Raw genomic sequence first — 13,705 nt, forward strand, 5'->3', positions numbered from 1 at the left:
AGTCTCTCTCAGCGTCTCGGTTCTCGGATGTCGGGGCTCAGAGCCCGAACAGCGTGCGGGCGTTGTCGAGCAGGATCTTCTGCCGCGACTCGGGCTTGAGGCCGAGCTCGTCGAACTCGGTCATCCACCGGTCGGCGGTCATCACGGGCCAGTCGGAGCCGAAGAGCACGCGGTCGCTGATGAGCGAGTCGGCGTAGCGCACGACCTCGGGCGGCAGGTACTTCGGCGCCCAGCCGGAGAGGTCGAGGTAGACGTTGGACTTGTGCCAGACCATCGCGAGGTTCTCGAGGTGCCACGGCCAGGCGGGGTGCGCGCTGATGATCTTCAGTTCGGGGAACTCTGCTGCGACGTCGTCGATGTAGGGCACGGGCCTGGCGTTCTCGAGGCGGTACCCGCCGCCGCCCGGCGTGCCGGCCCCGGCGCCCGGGAAGCCCGAGTGGAACATCACGACGAGCCCGAGCTCGGCGCACGTCTCCCAGATCGGGAAGAAGCGCCGGTCGTTCGCGAGGAACTTCTGCCGCGACGGGTTCAGCTCGCCGACGCCCTTGATGCCGTACTCGGCGTGCATGCGCCGGATCTCGGCGATGGCCGCCTCGCCCTTCCACGGGTCGATGCCCGCGAACGCGAGGAACACGTCGGGGTGGTCGACCTGCGCCTGGCCGAGCAGGTCGTTCGGCGCGCCCTTGATGCCCGAGGTCGTCTCGGAGTCGGAGTTCACGATGACCGCCATCATCCTGCGGTCGCGGTACTGGTCGGCCTGCTCGGCGAAGCTGACCACCGGGCGTTCCCGCCCGAAGTGCTTGGCCATCTGCTGGTGCCGCTGCCCCATCGCCACGAGGAACTCCTCGGTCTGCGGGTGCGTGTGCACGTCGATGGCGACGAGGTCGTCGATGGCGCTCATGCGGTGGTCCCTTCGGTGGGCAAGGCTGCGGGGGCGGATGTCGCGGCGGCGCGCTCGGCTCGGGCGGCGTCGGCGCCGCCGAGCACGGCCCCATTGTCCGCGCCGAGGCGGGGCGCCGCACGCAGCTCGGGCCGGCCGCTGCGGTGGAACCTCGTGCTCGGGGCGGGAACCCGCAGCGCCGCGCCATCCGGTCCGACGATCTCCTCGACGAGGCCCATCGACGCGATCTGCGGATCGTCGAACAGGTCGGCGACGGTGTTCAGCGGGCCGTGCGGGATGTCGGCGGCCGCGAGCCGGTCGAGCCAGTGCTGCCGCGGCATCCGCTCGGTGATGGCCTTGAGCTCGACGTCGAGCTCGTCGTAGTTGCGCACGCGCGCCTCGCGGGTCGCGAAGCGGGGGTCGGATGCCAGCGCCGGCGTCTCGAGCACCTCGACGAGTCCGACCCAGAACTTCTCGGGCACCGACATGTGGATGACGAACGCGCGCCCGTCGGACCCGACGCACGCGTAGGCCTGCGCCCGCCTTGGCCGCGAGTCGGGCCCCGCGACCTGGCCGGTCTCGAGGTAGGTCGACGCGGCCTCGGTGAGGAAGTCGATGAGCGAGCCGACCATCGACACCTCGAGGTGCTCGCCCTCGCCCGTGCCGTCGCCTCTGCCGTTGCCGTCGCCGGCGCGGTCGCGGGCGTCCCGTGCGTGCAGCGCCGCGAGCACGGCCTGCGACGCCGACATGCCCGAGAGCAGGTCGGAGAACGCGGGCCCGAGCGGGCGCAGGGTCTCGGCGGGAACGACCTGGCTGTACATCGCGCCGACCGCCGAGATGACGGTGTCGTAGGCGGGACGCTTCGCATACGGCCCGTCGGCGCCGAAGCCCGTGATCGAGCACGTGATCAGCCGCGGGTTCAGGGCGTGCAGCACCTCGGGCCCGAAGCCGAGACGCGTGGCGACGCCCGGGCGGAAGTTCTCGATGAGCACGTCGGCCGTGCGCGCCAGCTCGAGCAGCTCGGAGAGCCCGTCGTCGGTCTTCAGGTCGAGCGTCACGGCGCGCTTGCCGCGGTTGTAGGCCGCGAACTGCGGGCTCATGGTGCCGCTGCCCTCCCAGCGCCGCATCGGGTCGCCCTCCGGCGCCTCGACCTTGACGACGTCGGCGCCGAGGTCGGCGAGCAGCTTCGCGGCGTACGGACCCGAGATGTACTGGCCGAGCTCGATCACGCGGATGCCGCTGAGCGGGCCGGCCTCGGGTTGGTGCGTGTTCATCGGGTCGGATCCTCTCGACGGGTTCGGGCTCGTGCACGGGCGGGGCGGGCGTCACACCACATCGATGACCACCTTGCCCCTCGGCGAGGCGCCGAAGTCGCGGTACGCGCCGACGATCTCGTCGAGCGGATGTCTCGAGCCGATGATCGGCGCGATCGCGCCGTTCTGCACGTGCCGCAACGCGCGGCGCACGTGCTCGAAGTCGGCGCTCGCGACGCCGCGCAGCTGCTTGCGCCTCAGGTACAGGTCGCGGGCGTCGAGTTCGAGGCGCGCGTCGACGGAGGCCGAGCAGAAGACGGCTCGTCCGCCCCAGCCGAGCGCGGCGACGCCGGCGGCGATGGTGGCGCCGTGGCCGCTCACGTCGATCGCGACGTCGAACGGTCCGGCCTCGGCGAGGCGCTCGGCGAGCTCGCCGGCATCGGCGGCGACGACCCGCTCGATCCCGTCGGTGCGGGGGAGTTCGCTGCGCGACGCGGCGACGACCGTCGCGCCCAGGAGCCGGGCGTAGGCGACGGCCGCGTGGCCGAGCGTGCCGCCCGCCCCCGTGACGAGCACGCGGTCGGCGGCGGTGACGGCGGCGGCGTCGAAGGCGTTGATGACGATCGGCAGGCTGTGCACGGTCGCGCTCGCGGTCGCGGCGTCGAGCTCGTGGCGGTCGAACGCGTTGCGGGCGGGCACGACGACGAACTCCGCCGCTCCCCCGTCGCGGTGCACCCCGAGCACGGTCTGCGACGGGCAGTCGGCCTCGTGACCGATGGCGCAGTGGACGCAGTCGCCGCAGGGGATGTTCGGCTTCGCCACGACCGCCTGACCGAGTCGACCGGCGTCCACACCCTCGCCGAGCTCGACGACGACGCCGGCGGGATCGAGGCCGAGCACGCGCGGCAGGCGCGCAGCGCGCCCGGGGCCGTGCCCCGCGATGACGTTGAGGTCGAGCTGGTTGAGGCTCACGGCCTCGACGGCGACGAGCACCTCGCCGGGCCCGGGAGCCGGGCGCTGCACGTCGACGACGTGCAGGCCCTCGAGGCCGTTGGTCTGCAGTCGTGCCGCTCGCATCCGCCCTCGCTCCCGCATCGGTCACGACGTTCGATGTCGTGATTTCTGGATACCGTATCCAATCTGCGACGACGTGTCCACCGTACCGCCGTCAGGCGCCGGCATCCGATCGCCTCGGATCACCCTGCGCCGGGGCCCGCGAACCCGCCCGGGCGACGGCGCAATCCAACCGTAACCATCGGCTTCGCCCGGAATCATGGACACTCGGGGGGATTTTGGATACGGTATCCGTCAATTCGCACGAGGCCCCGTACTGTGCGGCAGGTCCCGTTCGAGACACCCGCTGAGAATGGAGAGTCATGCGCAGATCCATCCGCCGATACGGCCTGACCGCGGCCGCCGCCCTCGCAGCATTCACGCTGCTGGCCGGATGCGCCGCCCCCGGCGGTGACGCCGCCGAAGCCGAGCCGGTCACGCTCGGTGACGGCGAGCCCGGCCCCGCCGAGGACACCGAGATCACGGTGGCCATCCCCTTCCCCGACATCACGATGTACTCGATGTACGTGCTCGCGACCGACCTCGGCTACTACGAGGAGGAGGGCCTCACCGTCGAGGTCATCACGGCCGACAACGTCACGGCCGCCGTCGCCAGCGGCAGCGCCGACATCGGCGTCGAGTCCACCGGCACCGTCATCGAGGCGATCCGAGGCGGCGTCGAGGTCGACCTGGTCGGCGGCCACTACTGCCGTCAGAACTTCGACTTCGCCGCCCAGAAGGGCATCACGAAGGTCGAGGACCTCGAGGGCACGTCGATCGTGCTCGCCGGCACCCCCGGCGACCCCGCCGAGTTCCAGCGCAAGCTGGTGCTGAAGGAGGAGGGCTGGGATCTCGACACCGTGCAGACCGAGGTCGTCTACCCGGGCCCCGGCTCCGAGTCGTGGACCGAGTTCTTCGTGAACGACCGCATCTCGATGCAGCCGTTCTACGCCGACGACCTTCCCGCGCTCGAGGAGCACGGGGCGAACGTCATCGTCGAGTCGCTGCGCAACTGGGCGAACGACGTGCAGGTGGCCGGCAGCGGCTGGGTCGCCGAGAACCCCAACACGCTCGTGCGCTTCCTGCGGGCGACGCTCAAGGCGACCGACTACATGACGGCGCCGATGCCCGGCGAGTTCCCCGAGAACGTCGACTCGGTGCTCGACATCTACGAGGCCAACGACTTCGACGTCGCGGCCCTCCGCGACAGCGAGAGCCCCTGGGTGCTCGACGGCCACCTCGCGTGCTCGAACCTCTACTTCGACACCGAGGCATGGGACACCACGATCGAGACCCAGTCGCTCGAGCCGATCGAGTTCGACACGGCGCAGCTCGTGTACCTCGAGAAGGCGCAGGAGCTGCTCGGCATCGACAATTCGGGCCCCGAGACGCTGCCCTACCCCTGATCGAGGCCCGGCTCACCGAAGCCCCGATCATCGAAGCCCCCGCCGGAGCGCATGCCGACGGGGGCTTCGTCGTGCGACGGATGCCGCGGGCGGCCGTCAGGCGGTCGGCACCCGGACTCCGCTGAGCTCCTCCGAGACCCGCCAGACGCGCGCCGCCTCCTCCTCGCTGCGCAGGCGCGAGTAGAGCTTCTGCGGACCTGGCGCACCGCCGAGGTGGCCGAGGCCGCGCGGCCCGGTGAGACTGCCGCCCGCCGTGTCGGGCGAGGTGGCGGCCAGGAGCGCCGGCAGCATCGCACTTTCGACCGTGCCGAGCAGGATGCCGCGGCTCGACAGCATGCGGATGATCCGCCGTCCGGACACCTCCTGGTCGCGACCGAGCTCCGACCGCGCGGCGAGCAGGTTCGTCGGGGCGATGCCCGGGTGGGACAGGTTGCTCGAGATGCCCCACCCTTCGGCGCGGCTGCGGCGGTCGAGCTCGAGGCCGAAGAGCCCGAGCGCGATCTTCGACTGGCTGTAGGCGACCATGCCGTCGTACGAGCGTTCCCAGTTCAGGTCGTCCCAGTTGATGCGGCCGCTGTTCGCCGCGATGCTGACCTGCGAGGTCACCCTCGCTCCGCCGGCACGCAGCAGCGGCAGCAGTCCGATCGCGAGCGCGAAGTGGCCGAGATGGTTGGTGCCGAACTGCAGCTCGAAGCCGTCGGCGGTCTCCTGTCGCTCGGGCGGGGTCATCACGCCGGCGTTGTTGACGAGCAGGTGGATCGGGCGCCCGTCTGCGCGGAGCGTCTCGGCGAGCGCGGCGACCGATGCCAGTGAGGCGAGATCGAGGTCGTGGAGTTCGACCCTCGCATCGGGCGCATGCTCGCGGATCGCAGCGACCGCGCGACTGCCCTTCTCCGCATTCCTCACCGGAAGCAGCACCTCGGCTCCCGCCGCAGCCAGCCGGCGAGCCAGTCCGAGGCCGATGCCGTCGCTCGCGCCGGTGACGAGGGCTCGCCTCCCGGTCAGGTCGGGAACGCTGATGTCCGGGGTGTTGCGGGGCATGGGATCTCCTCCTGGTCGGATGACGTCGTCCAGTCTCATCGAGCGCGCCGACGGCATTCAGGCCCGCTCGATCCAGGGATCGGCGATCCGTGGATGCGCGGCGACATCCGCGGTAGACAGGTATCGCGCAGCGAAGGAGGCCGCATGGAGATCGACCGAGGCGGACTCGCGGAGTTCCTCCGGCGCAGGCGCGAGGCGCTGCAGCCCGATGACGTCGGGCTCCCGCGCGGCCAGCGCCGGCGCACGAGCGGGCTCCGGCGCGAGGAGGTCGCCGCGCTGTCGCACATGTCGACGGACTACTACTCCAGGCTCGAACAGGAGCGCGGACCGCAGCCGTCGGAGGGCATGATCGCCTCGATCGCCCAGGGCCTGCACCTGTCGCTCGACGAGCGCGACCACCTGTTCCGTCTCGCCGGGCACCAGCCGCCGCCGCGCGGCGCGAGCAGCGATCACATCGGGCCCGGCCTGCTGCGGATCTTCGACCGATTGCAGGACACGCCCGCGGAGATCGTGACCGAACTGGGCGAGACCCTTCGGCAGACCCCGTTGGGCGTCGCGCTCAGCGGCGACCTCACGGGCCTGAGCGGCCCCGCACGCAGCATCGGCTATCGCTGGTTCACCGATCCCGGCACTCGTCGGCGTTACGACCCCGCCGATCACGCCCACCTCGGCCGCGTGTTCGCCTCGGGGCTGCGCGAGGTCGTGACGCTCCGTGGACCCGGCTCGCGAGCGGCGAAGCTCGTCGAGTCGCTCCTCGGGGAGAGCGCGGAGTTCCGAGCCCTCTGGGAGACGCACGAGGTCGGCGTCCGGCCCGCCGAGGTGAAGCACTTCGTCCACCCCGAGCTCGGCGGCCTCGAGGTCTCCTGCCAATCGCTCGTGGACCCGGTCGAATCCCACGCGCTGCTCGTCTACACCGCGGTGCCCGGGAGCGAGAGCGCCGAGAAGCTCCAACTGCTCTCGGTGCTCGGCGCCCAGGCGCTGAGCTGAGCACGCGGGTACCGTGCGCGCCGAGCGCCGGTGCGCTGCACGCTCCGCACCACGCCACTGACGCAGATCTCCGCGCGGCGGCCGCAACGCCGAGAACGCAAGAACCCCCGCCGGAACGCATTCGGCGGGGGCTCTTCGAACGTCTGGTGCTACTTCTTGCGGTGCGTCGCCTCGGTGATGTCGCTGCCGGAGGAACGTCCGGCGGCCTTCGTCTTCTTGTCTGCCCGCTTCTCCTTGAGCGTGCGGGTGGCCGCGGTCTTCGATGCGGACTTCTTGGGGGACTTGTCGGACATGGTGACGACCTTTGATCGGGAGCTCGGACGGCCCCGTGCGCGCCACCCTACGCGGTGATGCTGCGCAGGCATGCAGGAAGCCGGCCCCCGCTGTCGCGCATGACGCGGGGGCCGGCGGTCTGGGGCGCCTCAGGCGGCGCCGGCCGGTGGGAGCGCCGCGATCGCCTCGATCTCGAAGCGGTACGCCGGGGAGGCGAATCCGGCGACCTGCACGAGCGTCGACACCGGGAAGTCCCGGGTGAAGTGCCGGGCGCGGATCTCACGCAGGTCGTCGCGCACGAGCTCGAACGCCTCGCCGATGAAGACGTTCACCTTCACGACGTCGTCGGGCGCGGCATCCGCTGCTCGAAGCACCGCGACGAGGTTCTCGAACGCGAGCTCGATCTGCTCGCGCGAGCTCTCGGGCATCGTGCCGTCGGGCCGCATGCCGATGATGCCGCTGACGAACAGCAGGTCGCCCGCCGGCACGCGGATCGCCTGGCTGAACGCCGCGGTCGGCGGATAGACGCCCTCGGGCACGATGACCTGCTTGCGCGGCGCGGGCACCGGCACCGACTCCGGCACCGGCACCGGGCCCTGCTCGGGCACCTGCTGCCCGGACATCAGGTGCGCCCCATGATCTGGCGGTCGTCGTACCAGGGCGCGAGCCTCTTGCGCAGTACCGCGATGAGCGCGAGCGTCAGGTTCGCGATGATGACCATGACGATGACCATCGCGATCGCCTCGTCCATCTGGAACTGGTACGCCGCGAACTCGAGCATGTGGCCGAGCCCGCCCGTGCCGCCGAGGAACTCGCCGAGCACCTCGCCCGTGAAGCCGAGCGCGGCACCGCGCTGGATGCCCGCGAGGCTGTACGGCAGGGTCGCCGGCAGGATCACCTTCCAGCCGAGGGCGACGCCGTTCACGCCGTACACGCGCCCCGCGCTGACCAGCGATGCGTGCACGGTGACCGCGCCCTCCATGGTGTTCAGGATGATCGGGAACACCGCGAGCAGGAACACGAGCGCGATCTTCGACTCGTTGCCGAGCCCGAGCACGAGGATGAACAGCGGCGCGAGCGCGACCTTCGGCGTCGAGTAGAGCAGCCAGAGGAACGGCGCGACGGTGAACCGCAGCACCGGCGACCAGCCGACCGCCAGGCCGACCGTGACGCCGACGACCACCGCGAGCACGAGGCCGATGAGCAGGTTCTGCATGCTGAAGGCGAACGCCTGCCAGAACTCGGGGTCGACGAGCAGTTGCAGGAACGCGGCGAACACCGCCGTGGGCGGCGGCAGGAACGCCTCGGGCACGAGGTGCAGCCACGAGACCGCGGCCTCCCAGATGAGCAGGATCGCGGCGATCACGCCCAGCAGGAGCCACGTCCACCGGCTGAGGCCGGCGCGGGGACGGCGCGGGGCCGGCGCGTTCAGCGCCTCGATCGAGACGGTGGCGGTCATCGGCTGCCCTTCCTCGTCCAGGGGGCGACCCGGCGCTCGATGAGCGTCACGACGCCCGTCATGCCGACGCTCCAGCACACGACGACGCCGATCGCGGCGAACGCCTGGTCGGTCTGATAGGTGTTGGCGGCCCGGATGATGAGCGCGCCCATGCCGCTCGACGAGCCCGAGAGCTCGGCCACGACCATGCCGATCGTCGCGAGCACCACGGCCTGCCTGAGCCCGGCGAAGAGGAACGGCACGGTCGAGGGCAGGAACACGCGTCGGTAGAGGTCGAGCTGCGAGCCGCCGTAGACGCGTGCGGCGCGAAGCAGCGACGGGCTCGTCGTGCGCATGCCGGCCGCGATGTTCAACATGATCGGGAACAGCGCGCTGACCACGACGAGGAAGATCACGGGGCCGATGCCGAAGCCGAACCACGCCTTCGCGAGCGGCTGGTAGGCGATGGCCGGGGTCGCGTAGATGGTCCAGGCGATCGGCCCGACGACCTTGTCGACGGGCAGCGAGGCGCCCATGAGCAGCCCGACCGGGATGCCGACGATCACCGCGATCGTGAAGCCCGTGAGCCAGGCCTGCAGCGAGACGGCGGCGTTCGCGGCGAGCGTGCCGTTGGCGACGATCTCGGCGAAGCCCTGCGCGATCGCGAGCGGCGGCGGGAAGAAGACAGGGTTGATGAGCCCCCAGTACCCGACCACGAGCTGCCAGACGAGCAGTACGAGGAACACCTCGACCGCGATGACGGCGGCCTTGCCGCCCGTCGAGAGCCCGGCGAGCCACGCGGCGGCCCCGCCACGACCGACGCGCGGGCCGCCGGTCGCGAAGAGCACGCTCATGATCCGCCCGCCACCGCGGCCTGGGTCGCCTCGGCCTGCAGGGCGTCCCACAGGTGGTCGCGCAGCTCGAGGAACCTCGGGTCGGACTGCACGCTGCGCTCCGAGCGCGGGCGCGCGAGGCCGGTCTCGATGACCTCCTTGATCGCGCCGGGATGGCTCTTGAACACGACGATGCGGTCGCCGAGCAGAATGGCCTCCTCGATCGAGTGCGTGATGAAGAGCACGGTCTTGCCGGTCGCGGCGATGAGCTTCTCGATCTCGTCGCGCATGACCTCGCGGGTGAGCGCGTCGACGGCGCCGAGCGGCTCGTCCATGAGCAGGATCCGCGGTTCGGCGACGATCGCCCGCGCCAGGCCCACCCGCTGCTGCATGCCGCCCGAGAGCTCCTTCGGGTACGACGACTCGAACCCCCGGAGGCCGACGAGCTCGATCGCCTCCTGCACGCGGTCGCGCCATCCGTCGCCCTTGAGGTGCTTCTGCATCTCGAGCCCGAACTTCACGTTGTCGAAGACCGTGCGCCACGGCAGCAGCGCGTAGTCCTGGAAGACCACCGCGCGGTCGGGGCCAGGGCCCGTCACGGGGCGGCCGTCGACGAGCACCTCGCCCGACGTGGGCTTCACGAGGCCCGCGATGACGTTCATCACGGTGGTCTTGCCGCAGCCCGACGGGCCGAGCACGGTGACGAACTCGCCCTCGTGCACCTCGAGGTCGACGCCCTCGACGGCGGTGAGGGTCGCCCCCGTGCGGGCCACGTGGTAGCTGACGGTCAGGTTCCGCACCGAGATCAGCGGGGCGGATGCCGCGGGCTCGGCCGGCCCGGAATCGGCGGCGGTCGTCGTCATCGTCATGTCCTGTCTCTCCACATCGGTCTCGGTCGATCATTCGGGCCGGTTGAGGAGCACCCGACGAACGAGGATGCGTATCGAAACCTGGCGGCCAGGGCTCGAGAGCCGAGCACCGGGTTTCGATACGCGTCGCCGCTTCGCTTCGGCGCTGCTCAACCAGCGGGGTGAGACTAGGCCGCGGCCGCGTTCTCGCGCAGCTTCGGCAGCACCTCGGTGCCGAGCAGCTCGATCTGCTCGAAGAACCGGTCGAACTTGAACCGGAAGTCGAACACGAGGTGCTCGGTGCCGACGGCCTCGAACTTGCGGATCTCCTCGACGGCCTCGTCGGGGCTGCCGACGATGAGCTGGCCCTCGAGGTCCTCGACGGTCTGGAAGCTGCCCGACTCGGGCTTGACCGTGAACCGCGCCTTGTTGGCCCAGGCGAGGAGCCCGGGGATGTTGACGTGCTTCAGCGCCTCTTCGCGGGTCTCCTCGATCGAGGTCGGCGGAATGACGGCGATGGTCGGCATCGGCCGGCCCGAGACATCCGTCATGTCGCGCATGGTCGCGATGCGCTTCTCCATGGTGCGCAGCGAGATGCGGCCGGGCATCCAGCCGTCGGCGTACTCGGCCGCGAGGCGGGCGGAGGCGGGCGTCGCGCCGCAGTACCAGAACGGCACCGGGCCGCCGACGGGCTTCGGTTCGATCGTCACGTTCTCGAACGAGAAGATGCCGTCGTCGTAGGTGACGTCGTTCTCGGTGAACACGCGCTTCAGGATCTCGGCGTTCGAGCGCACCGCCTCGACCCGGTTCATGTCGCCCCAGCCGACGGCCTCGAACTCGTGGTCGAAGGTGCCCGCGCCGAAGCCCAGGATGAGGCGCGGACCGACGAGCTGGGTGATCGTGCCGGCCATGAGCGCGGTCACGAGCGGGTGGCGGAACGGGATCAGCGACCCGGTGCCGAGCTCGAGCTTCTCGGTGACGGCGCCGATCGCGGTGAGCGTCGTGAGCGCGTCGTAGAACGTGCGGTTGGGCTTCTCCATCTCGCCGTGGGGCTCGAAGACCAGGTGGTCGCGGACCCAGACCGAGTCGAAGCCCATCTTCTCGGCGAGCTGGGAGCCCTCGAGGAGCTTCTCCTTGCTCGCCTCTTCGCCGAAGTGCGGCAGCAGCAGACCGAATTTCATGGTCACTTCCCTTCTGTTGCGGCCAGTTCGGCCGATCGTGCGGCCGGAGCGGCCGCGAGCTTCCCGAATCCGGGCTCGCCGACGACGACGCCGTCGACATACACGTCGTGGCCGCGCACGAGCGTGCGCTCGATGCGCGCGCTGATCGTGCGGCCGTTGTAGGGGGTCCAGCCGATCTTCGACAGCACGTCGTCGTCGGTAATGGTCCACTGGTGCGCCATGTCGGCGATCACGATGTCGGCGTCGGCGCCCACCTCGAGCGTGCCCTTGACGCCCGCGAGGCCGAACTTGTCGGCCGGCACCTCGGCGACCATCTCGACGACGCGGTCGAGGTCGAGCTCACCGCGGTTCACGGCGTCGAGCATGAGCTCGTAGTAGTACTGGATGCCGGGGGTGCCGGTGTGGGCGCTCCACATCTGGGTCCAGCCGATCTCCTTCTCCTCGCGCGTGTGCGGCGCGTGGTCGGAGCTCGCGACGTCGATGGTGCCGTCGCGCATGCCCTCCCAGATCGCGAGGCGGTTCTCGTCGGGCACCCAGTACGACAGCGCGTACGGGCCGAGGGTCTGCACGTCCTCCCAGGTGGAGAGGAACGGCGCCCAGTGGTTGACCTCGCACGTCACGTCGACGCCGTTCGCCTTCGCCCGGCGCACGGCCTCGATCGAGCGACGCGTCTGGATGTGCGCGATGTGCACGGGGCATCCGGATGCCTCGGCCAGGCGAAGCACGACGTCGATGGCCGTGTCCCAGATGACGCCTTCGCGGGCCGCGTAGGCCGACGCGTAGCCCTCGGGGGTGTTGTCGCCGCTGGCGAGCACCGCGCCCTCGATGTAGTCCATGAGCTTCTGGTCGTGGGGGTGCACGATGAACCGCTTGCCGGTCGGGGCGATGCGGTCCATGATCTCGAGCAGGTGGCCGTGGTCGTGGATGCCGGTGCCCGACGGGTGCGGGTAGTCGCGGCCCGTGTCGACGACCATGTAGATCTTGAAGGCGTTGATGCCCATCTCGGCCATGGGCACGATCTCGTCGAACTTCGTCGGCGCGGGGTTGTGGTTCCAGTCGACGATCGAGCTCGACGTGTAGCGCTCGAACACGTCGGTGAGGGTCTCGACGTCGACGGTCGGCGGCTTCAGGTTCGGCATGCCGAACATGGTCGTGACGCCGCCGGCCGCGGCCTGCCGCGAGGTCGTGAGGATGTCGTCCTTGTGCTCGTAGCCGGGCTCGCGGGTGTGCACGTGCACGTCGACCATGCCGGGCAGCACGAGCCGGCCCGACGCGTCGATCGTTCGCTCGGCGTCGACGGCGACGTCACGGGCGACGATGCCCGCGACCTTGCCGTCGTGCACGAGCAGGTCGCCGGCGACCGGGCCGCTCGGGGTGACGACGGTGCCGCCGCTGATTCTGAGGTCGATGCTCACTGGGGTGCCTCCGTGTGTTCGAGGGTCTCGCCGGGTGCGGCGGGGTCGGTGGTGCGCACGACGACGTGGGCGGGCCGCACGTGGCGGTCGAGCCAGTCGACGATGCGCGGGGTGGTCTGCTCCCAGTAGCGGTCGTACGCCGCGTAGTGGGTGGTGTGCCGCTGCATGATGAGCTGCTTGGGCCCCTTGGCCGCGGCGTAGAGCGCCTCGGCGTGGTCGGTCGGCGTGGTCGCGTCACCCTCGACGCCGATCACGAGCAGCGGGGTGGTCAACCGCTCGGCGGCCGCGATGGGCTTGTACGCGAGGATCTCCTCGGCGCACGAGAGCGGGATCGCGCTCGGGATGCGGTCGTCGACGTCGGCCTTGATGGTGGTCGCGCGACGCTCGGGCGTCGGCACCATGATCTCCTCGCGCGGGTGCACGAGTCGGCCCTCGCCGGTGGTGACCCGCAGGCGGCGGTCCTCGTCGAGGCTCGCCAGGAACGCGAGCCACTCGTGCTCCTGGCGCATGCGGTGCAGCCAGTCGGTGCCGTCGGCGACGGGCACCTGGCTGACGGCGGCCTTGACGCGCGGATCGACGTCGGCGAGGAGCACGGCGTTGCCGCCGCCCGTGCCGCCCGTGCCGAAGACGCCGATCGCGTCGGCCACGACGTCGTCGCGCGTGGTCAGGTAGGTGACCGCGTTCACGAGGTCCTGGAGCTGGCGCGCCGGCGAGAGGATGCCTCGATCGCCCTCGGAGTCGCCGAATCCGCGGTAGTCGAAGATGAGCACCGCGAACCCGGCCGCGACGAGGGCCTCGTGGTAGCGCACGTAGAGCTTGGCGTCCTTCAGGCCGAGCCAGCCCGGGCCCTGCACGATCGCGCGGTAGGGGCCGGGAGTCTCGGGGGTTCGCCAGATCGCGGCGAGGCGGTCGCCGGAGCTGTAGAACTCGACGTTCGTGGTGATCATGTGGTGCGGGTCCTCTCGGATCGGCGAAGCGGCGGTGCCCAGTCATCATTGCGTATTCTGGATCCAGAATCCAGTATTGATTCCGAATCGATCGTCGCCCTAGGATGAACACGACCGCCGATCCGTCTTGATCGGTTGTGATGGCCCGGG

At 70.6% G+C, this 13,705-nt stretch carries 14 protein-coding genes; 2 read left to right on the forward strand and 12 right to left on the reverse strand.

The features are described from left to right. Positions 1–37: 37 nt before the first annotated feature. The 3 genes from GQR16_RS17825 to GQR16_RS17835 are packed head-to-tail and all read right to left on the reverse strand — an operon-like array spanning position 38 to position 3,210. Positions 38–901 carry an amidohydrolase family protein gene (locus GQR16_RS17825; RefSeq protein WP_157416515.1) on the reverse strand — a complete coding sequence of 288 codons (864 nt, stop codon included), beginning with the start codon at positions 899–901 and terminating at the stop codon, positions 38–40. Further along, positions 898–2,154: a CaiB/BaiF CoA transferase family protein gene (locus tag GQR16_RS17830; RefSeq protein WP_157416516.1), complete on the reverse strand. Its 1,257-nt coding sequence runs from the start codon at positions 2,152–2,154 to the stop codon at positions 898–900. The genes GQR16_RS17825 and GQR16_RS17830 overlap by 4 nt, the downstream gene beginning before the upstream one ends. Before the next feature lie 51 nt (positions 2,155–2,205). Then, positions 2,206–3,210 (reverse strand): alcohol dehydrogenase catalytic domain-containing protein, encoded by a 1,005-nt coding sequence (locus GQR16_RS17835; RefSeq protein WP_170298557.1) that lies wholly within the window; start codon positions 3,208–3,210, stop codon positions 2,206–2,208. Positions 3,211–3,509: 299 nt separating this feature from the next. On the opposite strand from GQR16_RS17835, the gene GQR16_RS17840 reads away from it, so the two are divergent. Further along, positions 3,510–4,592, forward strand: a complete 1,083-nt coding sequence (locus tag GQR16_RS17840) for an ABC transporter substrate-binding protein (RefSeq protein WP_157416518.1) — start codon at positions 3,510–3,512, stop codon at positions 4,590–4,592. A 96-nt stretch (positions 4,593–4,688) separates the two neighbouring features. Here the strand turns inward: GQR16_RS17840 and GQR16_RS17845 are convergent, their stop codons facing one another. Next, entirely contained in the window at positions 4,689–5,633 is a 945-nt protein-coding gene (locus GQR16_RS17845; RefSeq protein ID WP_157416519.1) for an SDR family oxidoreductase, read from the reverse strand. A gap of 144 nt (positions 5,634–5,777) precedes the next feature. Between GQR16_RS17845 and GQR16_RS17850 the strand changes: the two genes are divergently transcribed. After that, complete coding sequence (locus GQR16_RS17850; RefSeq protein WP_157416520.1) at positions 5,778–6,620, forward strand: helix-turn-helix transcriptional regulator; 843 nt, start codon at positions 5,778–5,780, stop codon at positions 6,618–6,620. 149 nt (positions 6,621–6,769) lie between these two features. On the opposite strand, the gene GQR16_RS19670 is transcribed toward GQR16_RS17850, so the two are convergent. The 8 genes from GQR16_RS19670 to GQR16_RS17885 all read right to left on the reverse strand — a co-directional run bounded on the left by GQR16_RS19670 (position 6,770) and on the right by GQR16_RS17885 (position 13,555). Next, a complete protein-coding gene (locus GQR16_RS19670; RefSeq protein WP_170298558.1) occupies positions 6,770–6,913 on the reverse strand; it encodes a hypothetical protein in 144 nt (47 codons plus the stop codon). Between the two features lie 129 nt (positions 6,914–7,042). Next, positions 7,043–7,516: a RidA family protein gene (locus GQR16_RS17855; protein WP_157416521.1), complete on the reverse strand. Its 474-nt coding sequence runs from the start codon at positions 7,514–7,516 to the stop codon at positions 7,043–7,045. After that, the gene (locus tag GQR16_RS17860; RefSeq protein WP_157416522.1) at positions 7,516–8,352 is read right to left on the reverse strand and encodes an ABC transporter permease; all 837 of its coding nucleotides are present in this window, start codon (positions 8,350–8,352) and stop codon (positions 7,516–7,518) included. The genes GQR16_RS17855 and GQR16_RS17860 overlap by 1 nt, the downstream gene beginning before the upstream one ends. Beyond that, positions 8,349–9,185: an ABC transporter permease gene (locus GQR16_RS17865; protein ID WP_157416523.1), complete on the reverse strand. Its 837-nt coding sequence runs from the start codon at positions 9,183–9,185 to the stop codon at positions 8,349–8,351. The genes GQR16_RS17860 and GQR16_RS17865 overlap by 4 nt, the downstream gene beginning before the upstream one ends. Beyond that, positions 9,182–10,027, reverse strand: coding sequence for an ABC transporter ATP-binding protein (locus GQR16_RS17870; RefSeq protein WP_157416524.1), 846 nt, complete (start codon positions 10,025–10,027; stop codon positions 9,182–9,184). The genes GQR16_RS17865 and GQR16_RS17870 overlap by 4 nt, the downstream gene beginning before the upstream one ends. Before the next feature lie 173 nt (positions 10,028–10,200). Beyond that, positions 10,201–11,193, reverse strand: a complete 993-nt coding sequence (locus GQR16_RS17875; protein ID WP_157416525.1) for an LLM class flavin-dependent oxidoreductase — start codon at positions 11,191–11,193, stop codon at positions 10,201–10,203. A 2-nt stretch (positions 11,194–11,195) separates the two neighbouring features. Beyond that, positions 11,196–12,608, reverse strand: a complete 1,413-nt coding sequence (locus GQR16_RS17880) for a dihydroorotase (RefSeq protein ID WP_157416526.1) — start codon at positions 12,606–12,608, stop codon at positions 11,196–11,198. Continuing rightward, positions 12,605–13,555 (reverse strand): alpha/beta hydrolase, encoded by a 951-nt coding sequence (locus GQR16_RS17885; protein WP_157416527.1) that lies wholly within the window; start codon positions 13,553–13,555, stop codon positions 12,605–12,607. The genes GQR16_RS17880 and GQR16_RS17885 overlap by 4 nt, the downstream gene beginning before the upstream one ends. Positions 13,556–13,705 lie beyond the last annotated feature (150 nt).

This window comes from Agromyces allii (assembly GCF_009749385.1).
Lineage (GTDB): Bacteria > Actinomycetota > Actinomycetes > Actinomycetales > Microbacteriaceae > Agromyces > Agromyces allii.

What these genes read in the sequence shown, in the direction of transcription:
- GQR16_RS17825 (WP_157416515.1), bottom strand. Translation starts at nt 901, where the DNA reads ATGAGCGCCATCGACGACCTCGTCGCCATCGACGTGCACACGCACCCG.
- GQR16_RS17830 (WP_157416516.1), bottom strand. Translation starts at nt 2,154, where the DNA reads ATGAACACGCACCAACCCGAGGCCGGCCCGCTCAGCGGCATCCGCGTG.
- GQR16_RS17835 (WP_170298557.1), bottom strand. Translation starts at nt 3,210, where the DNA reads ATGCGAGCGGCACGACTGCAGACCAACGGCCTCGAGGGCCTGCACGTC.
- GQR16_RS17840 (WP_157416518.1), top strand. Translation starts at nt 3,510, where the DNA reads ATGCGCAGATCCATCCGCCGATACGGCCTGACCGCGGCCGCCGCCCTC.
- GQR16_RS17845 (WP_157416519.1), bottom strand. Translation starts at nt 5,633, where the DNA reads ATGCCCCGCAACACCCCGGACATCAGCGTTCCCGACCTGACCGGGAGG.
- GQR16_RS17850 (WP_157416520.1), top strand. Translation starts at nt 5,778, where the DNA reads ATGGAGATCGACCGAGGCGGACTCGCGGAGTTCCTCCGGCGCAGGCGC.
- GQR16_RS19670 (WP_170298558.1), bottom strand. Translation starts at nt 6,913, where the DNA reads ATGTCCGACAAGTCCCCCAAGAAGTCCGCATCGAAGACCGCGGCCACC.
- GQR16_RS17855 (WP_157416521.1), bottom strand. Translation starts at nt 7,516, where the DNA reads ATGTCCGGGCAGCAGGTGCCCGAGCAGGGCCCGGTGCCGGTGCCGGAG.
- GQR16_RS17860 (WP_157416522.1), bottom strand. Translation starts at nt 8,352, where the DNA reads ATGACCGCCACCGTCTCGATCGAGGCGCTGAACGCGCCGGCCCCGCGC.
- GQR16_RS17865 (WP_157416523.1), bottom strand. Translation starts at nt 9,185, where the DNA reads ATGAGCGTGCTCTTCGCGACCGGCGGCCCGCGCGTCGGTCGTGGCGGG.
- GQR16_RS17870 (WP_157416524.1), bottom strand. Translation starts at nt 10,027, where the DNA reads ATGACGACGACCGCCGCCGATTCCGGGCCGGCCGAGCCCGCGGCATCC.
- GQR16_RS17875 (WP_157416525.1), bottom strand. Translation starts at nt 11,193, where the DNA reads ATGAAATTCGGTCTGCTGCTGCCGCACTTCGGCGAAGAGGCGAGCAAG.
- GQR16_RS17885 (WP_157416527.1), bottom strand. Translation starts at nt 13,555, where the DNA reads ATGATCACCACGAACGTCGAGTTCTACAGCTCCGGCGACCGCCTCGCC.